The following is a 9611-nucleotide window of genomic DNA, read 5'->3' as shown; positions in this document are numbered from 1 at the left end:
TAAGAGCGACGATGGAAGCTCTGAAGATAGCCGTGCCTCCAAGATTTATCACCTAGAGGGCACGGAATTCAGGATTTTTATTTGACCGCCAGGCCTTGTACGTTCTCAATATGACAGGTTTTTCCCGTTTTATGCAAAAAAAATTGCGGCGCTCCGGCCGCAATTTGTCCGAAAGTTCAATCAACTAGACCGGAGAGTTTTCACCTTCGAGAACAGAGGGAAAATCTCGGAAATCCAAGGAAGATTTTTTAGCTTCTTTCTTGTTCGGGAGAACATGATGAATCGGATCGTTATGCTGCAGAGACAAGACCAGGGCGTGATACTGCTCTTCATCCATAGGAATGGAAATATCCGGACCGTTCGAAAGGCGGAAACGAACTTCGCTTGTTCCGTGCTGCGGTTCGATCAATACGGTTTGATTGAGATTGAGGATTTTTCCGTCAGTGAAAACAACAAACATTATGTGCTCCTAGCCATCTGGTTTTTTATGATGTGATACTGTGCATTTTAGCTGACGAAGAGCTGGTAAAGCTGCTGACTGGCTATTGGAATTATCTCGTATAAAACACTCAGGCGGAGGAATAATGGCGGAGGGATTAGTTAACTGCGGAGAAATCACAGAGCTGGGCAGAAAGGACGCTGAATTCATCGTCATCTTCCTTCATGGTCTCTCTTCCACCGGTAAATCGTTTCTTCCGGTTGCTGAATATCTCTTGCGGAAATTAGGCGACAGCTGGCGTTTCATTCTTCCAACGGCGCCCACAGTCAAACTCACACTCTCCGCCTCTTCGGTGCCTGCATGGTTCGATATTAGGAATCAAGACTTAACCAAGGATCAGGACGGAGAAGGGATTCTTCGCAGTTCAAAGTTTACGCAGTCTCTTATCCATAGTCTTATCACTGGAGGCGTGAAGCCCGGTCATATATTTGTTGGCGGATTTTCCCAAGGCGGCTTGATTGCTGCAGACGCCGTCTTAACTGGATCTGATCGAATTGGAGGCGTTTTTTCCCTTTCCTCTCTGATTGCCGATGTTTCTGAACAAAGATTTTCTGGTTTGGAGATACCGGTATTTATTGCTGTCGGAAACGCTGATCCGCTGATCCCGGGAATAAAAGCGCAGATAGATAATCAGCTTCTTCGCCGACACTGCATTCAGACCGACTTCAGAATTTACGATCAAATGAAGCACGAAATGAAAAGCGGAGAACTGAATGATCTGGCCGCTTGGCTTCTGGCGCAGGCGGGGCGGAACTCGAAATAAAATCCGCCGAAGAACCTAGCCATCGACGGATGCTTAACTTCAAGAGTATTTACTTGCCTTTTATTCTATCAGAAACTAGGTATAAATACTATAAATTTTGATTTAATTAAGAATTAAATACCGTTAATTAGTTATTGATTTAACTTAATAGTATTGAAAATACTATTCTTTCTATCAATTATTTAATGGATTATGATTTGAGTGCCTTTTGATAAATATCAATACCTAAGACTTGGTATCGGTGTAGGATTAAAAGTGCCTCAATCCTCAAACTACAAGGAGATTACTCATGTTAGGAGTTATTTTGACTTTGGCAGCCATTGGCTTAGTGGCTTACTTTGTCATAAAAAATTATTATCCGCCGATCATTCTTTTGCTGATTGGTTTAGTTCTGCTTTTCATTGCGTATTTCACTGGTGTAGCTCCGGTTGCGGCAAAGAATTCAACACACTTCTTTGCTTTTGACGTCGCACAGGCGTTTACCGATTTAATGAAAGGGCGCCTGCCCGGTCTTGGCCTGAACATTATGGCGATTGCCGGTTTTGCGGTGTACATGGACCGCATCGGCGCGAGCAAATCTCTGGTAAAACTCTGCGTTAAACCGCTCCAGGCGATTCGCTCCCCTTATGTTCTGCTGGCACTCACTTATGTTGTAGGTCAGTTCATCGCGCTCTTTGTTAACTCTGCTGTCGGCCTCGGACTCCTTTTAATGGCTTCCGTCTATCCGCTCCTTGTTGCGCTCGGCGTATCCAGAACCTCGGCCGCCGCGGTTATCGCAACGACATGCTGTTTGGACCTCGGACCGTCGAGCTCCAATGCGATGCGTGCTGCGGATCTGTGCGGAATGGACGTAGTTACATATTTCATTCAGGGTCAGGGTCCGGTTGCGCTGTGCACGATTGCCTCCGTTGCGATCGGTCACTTCTTTGTTCAGCGCTGGTTTGACCGGAGAGAAGGAGCCAAGGCCAATGCTGAGAACGGCCCTGAAAGCACAATGGATGTTGATAAGGCTCTTGAAGGTGCCGGTCCCGCTTACTACGCGATTCTTCCGATGCTTCCTCTCTTCCTGCTCGTCATCTTCTCTCCGCTGGTCTACAAAGGCATTAAGCTGAGTCTTGTCACAGCCATCATCGTCTCTTTAATCATCACACTGGTTATTGATATCCTGACGCGCCGCGACTTCAAGCAGTGCTGCAAAGATTCTCAGGCAATCTTCGAAGGCATGGGCAAAGTATTTACTTCCACAGTCAGCCTGATTGTCTGTGCGGAGCTCTTTGCGCTGGGCCTCAATAAAATCGGCGGTATCTCAACAATGATTCAGGCGGCTGCTTCTATGCAGAACGCGGGTTTAGTCATCATGCTTCTTGTGATGCTTGTCATCATGATTGTTGCTGCGATTGTGACCGGATCCGGAAATGCGGCATTCTTCGCTTTCTCTCCGCTGCTCCCTGAAGCGGCTTCCTCTGTTGGTATTCCGACTCTGGCGCTCGTTGTGCCGGTTCAGCTTTCTGCCGGTATCGCACGAACTATGAGCCCGATCGCCGGTGTGATCATTGCGGTTTCTGGCATTACGGGCCTGACACCGATTGATTTGATCCGCAGAACAATTCCCGTGATGATCATCGCGGTTGTTGTGTCTGTGGCAAGCAGCCTTATTTTCCTCTAGGAGACATGAAACATGGCTTACCTTATTAAAAATGCTCATCTCTACAATCCGGACGACATGGGCGTCCAAGATGTACTCGTTGTCAACGACAAAGTCGCCGCGATTGGCAAAGATCTCACCGTTGTACTCCCCGATCTCGAAATGGTTGATGCCAAAGGCATGATCATGACGCCGGGCTTCATTGATCAGCATATTCATGTTACCGGCGGAGGCGGAGAGGGCGGTCCGAAGAGCCGCACACCGGAAATCGTACTGTCTGAACTCGTTGAATGCGGTACAACCAGTCTTGTCGGAGTTTCCGGAACGGACAGCGTTTCCCGTTCCATTCCCAATCTTTTGGCAAAAGTCCAGGCCCTTACTGACGAAGGGGTTTCTGCTTGGATGTACACAAGTAACTATGCCTATCCGCCGACAACGCTTACAGGAAGCGTGAAAAACGATCTTCTGATGGTTCACGAAGTTTTAGGCGTGAAAATCGCGCTCGGTGATCACCGTTCCTCTTTCCCGACAACACAGCAGGTCCTGGATCTTCTCACCCAGATCCGCGTTGGCGGAATGATCGCAGGAAAAATCGGAGTACTTCATATCCATCTTGGCAATGTTCCTGGCGCATTTGAAATGTTTGAGGACATTGTGAACCGCGGATTCCCGATCCGTCATATCCGTCCGACGCACTGCGCTCGAGACAAGTATGTCTTTGGTAAAGCGCTGGAATTTGGTAAACGCGGCGGCCGCATCGATATTACAACGGGTGGTTCATGTGCCTTTGAAAGCCCGGCAGATGCAGTTGAAGCGGCTTGGGACGCCGGTGTTGATCAGTCGCTTATCACCATGAGTTCCGATGGACACGGTTCTGTTCCAAGATTTAACGAGAAAGGCGAAATGGTAGGTCTTGGTATCGGCGGAGTGGCCTGTAACCTGCGTGACCTCAAGAAACTGATTTCAAGAGGACATGAAGTTCAGAAAGTTCTTCCGCTGCTGACTCGCAATGTGGCGCAGGGGCTCGAACTTAGAGGCAAAGGTGAAGTTAAGTGCGGCGCAAGCGCAGACTTCTGCCTCTTTGATCAGAACTGGGAGCTCAAGGATGTATTCGCTAAGGGTGCTGCCATGATGCGCAATGGTGAAATCCTCAAAAAAGGAACTTTTGAGTACTAATCCCTCTCGCTGATTTGTATAAGACTAAAAGCACCTCTTCATTCAATTGAAGAGGTGCTTTTCCCTTATGGTTTTCCTTGAGTTCGCGAAAAATCGCAAAGCAGGGAATCCGAAAGCGCATAATTTCAAGAAACAAGGAGAATATATGAAAAGAACCATTCCAATGCTTTGTTCTGTGCTCTTCTTATTTACTGTTGCTGCAGACTGCGAAGCGGCAAGGCTTGGAGGACGCACAACCATTGACCGTCACGACCTGCAGCCGTTCCTCAGAGAACCTATCCGAGACCGACCTACCGGTCTTCATCGCCTGCGGTTCGTAATCTAAACAATACTCAGTCGGGCTCTGCTGCCCCAATGCCTATTTTTATTCCACCAGTTATTGGCCGACAGAACTTAATCAAAATTGCTGACGAGTTTTACGTGATCAAGACCGGCATACGCAGAAAAGGCGACGAGGTCTATTTTTGGACGATGCAGAATCGCGGATTCATTCCTGATTCAAAATCTTCCAAAATTCAATATGTCATTGACTGCGCACAGAATCAGTATGCGCCTTTAGCGATTGCGGCCTACGCTGAAGCAGACGGGAAGGGCGCTAAAGTTAAACAGCAGCAATTTGATCGCAAGATGAGACCGATCGTCGATAAAAGCACAATGTCTGTGCTGTATAAAGGATTCTGTAAGAAGGCAGACGCGCCGACACAATCGTCGCCAGCTCCGCAAAACTAAACAGGAAGTGTAAGGATGTCTCAGTTTTTAATTAAACCGGCCAGAAAAGAGGACTGTCCGATTATTTTGGACTTAATTCGCGGATTGGCCAAATATGAAAAATTAGAAGATCAGTGTGTGGCTACCGTTGAGCTTCTTGAAAAGTCGCTTTTTTCCGAAAAGCCGGATTGTTACTCTGTCATCGCTTGGGAATTGGATGAGTTAGGTGATGAGATTCCGGTGGGATTTGCGCTGTATTTCTTTAACTACTCCACCTTTTTAAGCAGACGCGGTCTTTATCTCGAGGATTTATTTGTTGTGCCGCAGTTCCGAGGCAAAGGCTACGGGAAGCGAATCATGCAGTTTTTAGCGAAGACTGCGGTAGAGAAAGGATGCGGCCGCTTTGAATGGAGTGTCTTGGATTGGAACCAGCCGGCGATTAATTTCTACCAAAAAATCGGCGCGGTTGTTATGCCGGATTGGCGTATCTGCCGTATGACAGGCGAGAGCCTAAAGAGCTTTGCCAAATAAATCGGGCTGACGAAACACTATGGAAAGTATGAAAAAGCACATTATTTTGTCTGTTGTTTTTTCGTACTTTCCCTTTTCCTTCCTTCCGGGTTGGTATTGGCGCAAGACTTAGCGATCGGTGTCTTGGACAGAACGCTGACAGCAGAAGATAAAAAGGCGATCGTTTCGTTAACGATGGCGCAGCTCGAGATGTTCTTTCAAAGGCGGTGTTCGCGCGGCCGGGATCTACATATTGGCTGGTTCAGAATAAACTGCGCTATCCGGATGAAAATGCGATCGACTTGCTTTCCGGCCGCATTGCCGGCAAAAACGCTGCTGAAGCCAACTAGCATGTAAAACTTGAAGACGCTTTCTCAATGGAAGAAAGCGCAGACAAAAACAAAACTTCCCGCGCTAACGTCGTATCAGGTGCGGGAAGTTTTGCGGTTTTAAGAGTTGCTCTAATTGTTATAGAAGCGGCCCTAAATTGTTTCTGTCTAAATCCGCGGAATCAGCGGTAAGACTTTCTGTAGATTTCAATACAGTCTTCCTTTGTCATTTCTGCCGGGTCATTGGCGAACATTTCCGGAGTGACCGTTTTCGCTTCGATTCCGAATTGTTCCATTTCATTAGCTTTGATTCCGAAATCACTCATCTTCAGATCAGCGACGCCGCAGTCCTTAAGAAGATCCTCCAAGGCTGTCAGAAAGTCTTCAGGCTTATTCGCGTCTTTTATCCCCATAGCCTGAGCCATTTTGATGAATTTTTCCGGGACAGCGCCGCAGCTGATGAAGTGGCCGAAGTAGGCGCGGCATAATAAGATGAGTCCCGCACCGTGAGGCAGAGAAGGATAGTGCGCGCTCAGCACATGCTCCATAGCATGCTCGCTGGTGAGACGACCCGTCGCCATAACAAATCCGCCGAGTGTGTTGGCAAAAGCCATATGCTCGCGAGCCTCGAGGTTTGTACCGTCCTTAATCGAAATCGCTAAATATTTGGAGACGTTCTCAATTCCGGTCAGAGCAAACATCTGGTTGAAGAGATTGGATGTTCTGGAAATATAGCCTTCGGCTAAATGGAAGAATGTATCAAGTCCCTGATACGCTGTTTGCGCCGGTGGTACAGAAAGCATTAGTTCAGGGTCAACAACAGAAAGCGTCGGGAACATGCGCGGATCACCGATGCCATACTTCTCGCAGGTTTCAGTGTTGCTGATAACCGCGCCTCCGTCTGCCTCAGAACCTGTGCCGGCAGTGGTGGTGACGCATACAATCGGAAGAGGCTGATTCTGGATAGGAAGACCTTTTCCGGTTCCTTTGACGCAGTAATCCCAAAGGTCACCGGGGTTGGTAGCCATCACCGCAATGACTTTCGCACTATCCATAGGAGAGCCCCCGCCAAGCGCTGTAATGAAATCACAGTTCTCTCTGCGGGCAGCGGCAGCCGCTTCCATGATGCTGTCCTTAGTCGGGTTCGGACGAATACCGTCATAAACCATGTGTTCGACTCCGGCAAGATCAAGCTGCTTTTCGAGTTCGGCCAGATATCCGTGCTTTCTTGCCGATTTCCCCTGCGTAATGACGATAAGCGTTTTTTTACCCGGCAGTTGTTGTTTGTGAAGCTGTTTCAGAGCACCGGCTCCAAAGAGAAATTTTGTCGGTATGCAGAAGGAAATCATGATGTTTTACATTAGGTTGATGGAAGATGCATATTAAATCATGAAGACAAAAACGGCGCACCCCCTGAGAAATGCGCCGTACACAAAGTTTAACTATTCCGATTACTTCAGAATATTTTCAATGTCAGAGACGATCTGAGGAACGGTCAAGCCATATTTTTCTTCCAGTTCGTCCGGATTGTAGCGATCGACAAATTCTTTCTTTAATCCGTATGTCAGGCATCTCATAGAGGTAGGAGCCGCTGTTTGTGCGACTCGACCGCCAAAGCCGCCCTCAATGCTTCCGTCCTCGAGTGTGACGATAAGTTTGTGGTCTTTTTCCAGAGAAAGAATGAGTTCTTCATCAACGCCGGAGACAAAGCGCGGGTTGATGAGTGTGGCTTGAATACCTTTCTTGGCCAGTTCATCCGCTATCTGTCTGCCTTTAACAAAGAAGTCACCGGCAGCGATGATCGCGACATCTTTGCCGCTGCGGACGACCTTAAATTTGTTCAGATCGCTGTAGTCGGTATCTACAGATCCGTCTGCGAGTTCAAAGCTATAAGTCGGTACTCGAATCGCAACTTTATGCTGATTTTTGCTTAATGCCCAGTCCATCATTGCCTTGTACTCTTCCGCGTTTGTCGGTGCAAGATAAACAATGTTCGGAATAGAGGCAATCATCGGGATGTCCCAAAAGCCCAAGTGGGTTAAATCGGTGAGTCCTCTGATGCCGGTGTGCAATACAGGCATGACGGCAGGAGAATCATTCATTGCCCAGTCCTGTTCCAGTTGGTCATAAGCTCTTTGAAGGAATGTGGCGGCGACCGGGTAGATCACCTTTGCGCCTGCGCGGGCCGCGCCGGCCATTGTGGATACACCGGTCTGCTCCGCGATCGCAACGTCGATGTATTGTTCACCGCATTCCTTGCGTTCTTTTTCCATGAATCCGAATACTTCAGGGGTTGCCGAAGAAATAATGAGAAGTGTCGGATCTTCTTTTACCTTCTGAAGGAGGTAATCGCGGGTGACGGTGATGTAGTCCGGGCTGTTGGACTGTACAAGCGGCTCTCCGTCTGCGACGTCGTACGGAGCGGAGAAGTGGAATTCTTCGCGGAGCGCTTCCGCGGGCTTATAGCCGAGACCTTTCTGAGTGTTAATGTGAACGACGACCGGTTTATGAGAGTCCTTGACTTTCTTATAAGCCTTAATGAGAGCTTCTAAGTTATTGCCGTCACGGACGTAAACGTAGTCGTAGCCAAGAGTCTTAAAGAAGTTGTTCGAGCTCTGACCGTTCGTTTCTCTCAGCTCCTGAAGGTTGTCATAGAGACTTCCGTGATTCTCGGCGATGGCCATCTGATTGTCGTTGACGATGACAATAAAGTTGCTGTTCAGTTTCCCTGCAGCGTCCAGGCCTTCAAACGCGACACCGCCGCTGAGTGAACCGTCACCGATAAAGGCGACGATATTGCAGCTTTGTTTTTTGAGTGCTCTTGCTTTAGCTAAACCGAAACTTAGGCTGATTGAGGGAGAAGTGTGGCCGGCGTAAAAGAGGTCATACTCCGGACTTTCTTTTGGATCGGTAAATTCTCCGATGTCGCGGAACTTATCCTTCTCCAAATAATACTTGGCTCTACCGGTCAGCATCTTATGGACAAAGTCTTGATGCGAAACATCAATGACGAGTTTGTCTTTCGGAGCGTCAAATACATAGTGAAGTGCAATGAGCGCTTCCACATCGCCGAGGTTTGGCCCGACATGGCCGCCGATTGTGGATGTGTAATTGACAATGGCACTGCGCATTTGAGAGGCTAAATCCTTTAACTCGTCGATGCTGAGGTTTTTAATATCTTTCGGAGACTTGATATCAATAAGTTTCAATTTCTTTCTCCCTACAAAAAATCAATGTGAAGAAAGATAATTGGCAGAAGACTGATAGGCAGTTCTCGGTCGTCCAAAAAGAACAAACTGCTATGTATTGTTACAAAGGAATAAGGGGTTATTTAATTTAAAGGACGAAGAAACCCTAGGGCAGAGCTGCTTCGGGTCTGCCTAATGCGAGCGAAAAAAATATTGCCTCGTTATTTCTTACTCTTTCTCCGTTCTCGAACAGTAAGACCTCCAATCCCGTAATTGTCCATTGGAATTTCTTCAATGACGACAACCAGATTTGAAGTATTTTTGCCGAGAACGTCGCCAATGAGTTTGGTAACGCCTTCGATAAGTTTTTGTTTCTGCTCTTTTGTCGGAGCTTCTTCGTCGCCGGTGACTTTTATATTGACATAAGGCATTTTTTCTCCTTTGTTCGTTGGAGGTTACAGGATAATGCAGAGACAACTCAGTTTTCGTTTGAATCAGTTCACTTACTATCGATTGGCAGTATTTGGAAGTCGTTTTCACTGACGTTCCGGATGATGCGTCGTGTGTCCGTCTTTCTTTGCGTATAGGCAAGTTTCAACCGCAAAGGCGGATCCTTAAAAGCAGGTGATTCCTTTAGTCTGCCTGTTAATTTAAATTGATAAAAGCCTCAGGGTGTTTTCATTGAAAAGCGGCAGTAAAAAATTGGCTTCTAACCGTGTCTTGTCCTGAAAAAAGTTGACTACTTAGGGAGTCAACAATGAAAGTTGAAGAACAGATATCTACACTAATGAAA

The 9611-nt window shown here is 47.3% G+C and carries 11 protein-coding genes; 7 read left to right on the top strand and 4 right to left on the bottom strand.

Annotated features, from left to right (window positions below; translation table 11 throughout):
- Positions 1–184 precede the first annotated feature (184 nt).
- On the bottom strand, positions 185–460 hold the full coding sequence (locus NFR90_RS11225) for a hypothetical protein (protein WP_160334779.1): 276 nt from the start codon (positions 458–460) through the stop codon (positions 185–187).
- A 124-nt stretch (positions 461–584) separates the two neighbouring features.
- On the opposite strand from NFR90_RS11225, the gene NFR90_RS11220 reads away from it, so the two are divergent.
- The 7 genes from NFR90_RS11220 to NFR90_RS11630 all read left to right on the top strand — a co-directional run bounded on the left by NFR90_RS11220 (position 585) and on the right by NFR90_RS11630 (position 5651).
- Positions 585–1262: an alpha/beta hydrolase gene (locus NFR90_RS11220; protein WP_251453093.1), complete on the top strand. Its 678-nt coding sequence runs from the start codon at positions 585–587 to the stop codon at positions 1260–1262.
- A gap of 289 nt (positions 1263–1551) precedes the next feature.
- A complete protein-coding gene (gene dcuC, locus NFR90_RS11215) occupies positions 1552–2928 on the top strand; it encodes a C4-dicarboxylate transporter DcuC (RefSeq protein ID WP_160334777.1) in 1377 nt (458 codons plus the stop codon).
- A 12-nt stretch (positions 2929–2940) separates the two neighbouring features.
- A complete protein-coding gene (iadA, locus tag NFR90_RS11210) occupies positions 2941–4083 on the top strand; it encodes a beta-aspartyl-peptidase (RefSeq protein WP_160334776.1) in 1143 nt (380 codons plus the stop codon).
- Between the two features lie 145 nt (positions 4084–4228).
- Positions 4229–4408: a hypothetical protein gene (locus NFR90_RS11205; RefSeq protein ID WP_251453092.1), complete on the top strand. Its 180-nt coding sequence runs from the start codon at positions 4229–4231 to the stop codon at positions 4406–4408.
- A 29-nt stretch (positions 4409–4437) separates the two neighbouring features.
- Entirely contained in the window at positions 4438–4812 is a 375-nt protein-coding gene (locus NFR90_RS11200; RefSeq protein WP_251453091.1) for a surface-adhesin E family protein, read from the top strand.
- A 15-nt stretch (positions 4813–4827) separates the two neighbouring features.
- A complete protein-coding gene (locus NFR90_RS11195; RefSeq protein ID WP_160334774.1) occupies positions 4828–5322 on the top strand; it encodes a GNAT family N-acetyltransferase in 495 nt (164 codons plus the stop codon).
- Positions 5323–5528: 206 nt separating this feature from the next.
- The gene (locus tag NFR90_RS11630) at positions 5529–5651 is read left to right on the top strand and encodes a hypothetical protein (protein ID WP_277612820.1); all 123 of its coding nucleotides are present in this window, start codon (positions 5529–5531) and stop codon (positions 5649–5651) included.
- Between the two features lie 161 nt (positions 5652–5812).
- Here NFR90_RS11630 and NFR90_RS11190 read toward each other — a convergent pair whose 3' ends face one another.
- From NFR90_RS11190 to NFR90_RS11180, 3 genes are all read right to left on the bottom strand, one after another.
- Positions 5813–6979 (bottom strand): iron-containing alcohol dehydrogenase, encoded by a 1167-nt coding sequence (locus NFR90_RS11190; RefSeq protein ID WP_160334773.1) that lies wholly within the window; start codon positions 6977–6979, stop codon positions 5813–5815.
- Positions 6980–7081: 102 nt separating this feature from the next.
- A complete protein-coding gene (locus NFR90_RS11185) occupies positions 7082–8839 on the bottom strand; it encodes a 1-deoxy-D-xylulose-5-phosphate synthase (RefSeq protein WP_160334772.1) in 1758 nt (585 codons plus the stop codon).
- Positions 8840–9039: 200 nt separating this feature from the next.
- Positions 9040–9249: a tautomerase family protein gene (locus NFR90_RS11180; RefSeq protein ID WP_160334771.1), complete on the bottom strand. Its 210-nt coding sequence runs from the start codon at positions 9247–9249 to the stop codon at positions 9040–9042.
- Positions 9250–9611: the final 362 nt, after the last annotated feature.

This window comes from Parasutterella muris, assembly GCF_943193095.1.
Classification (GTDB): domain Bacteria; phylum Pseudomonadota; class Gammaproteobacteria; order Burkholderiales; family Burkholderiaceae_F; genus Parasutterella; species Parasutterella muris.
The sequence above is the reverse complement of the archived record's forward strand: the minus strand, read 5'-3'. Positions and strand labels throughout refer to the sequence as shown.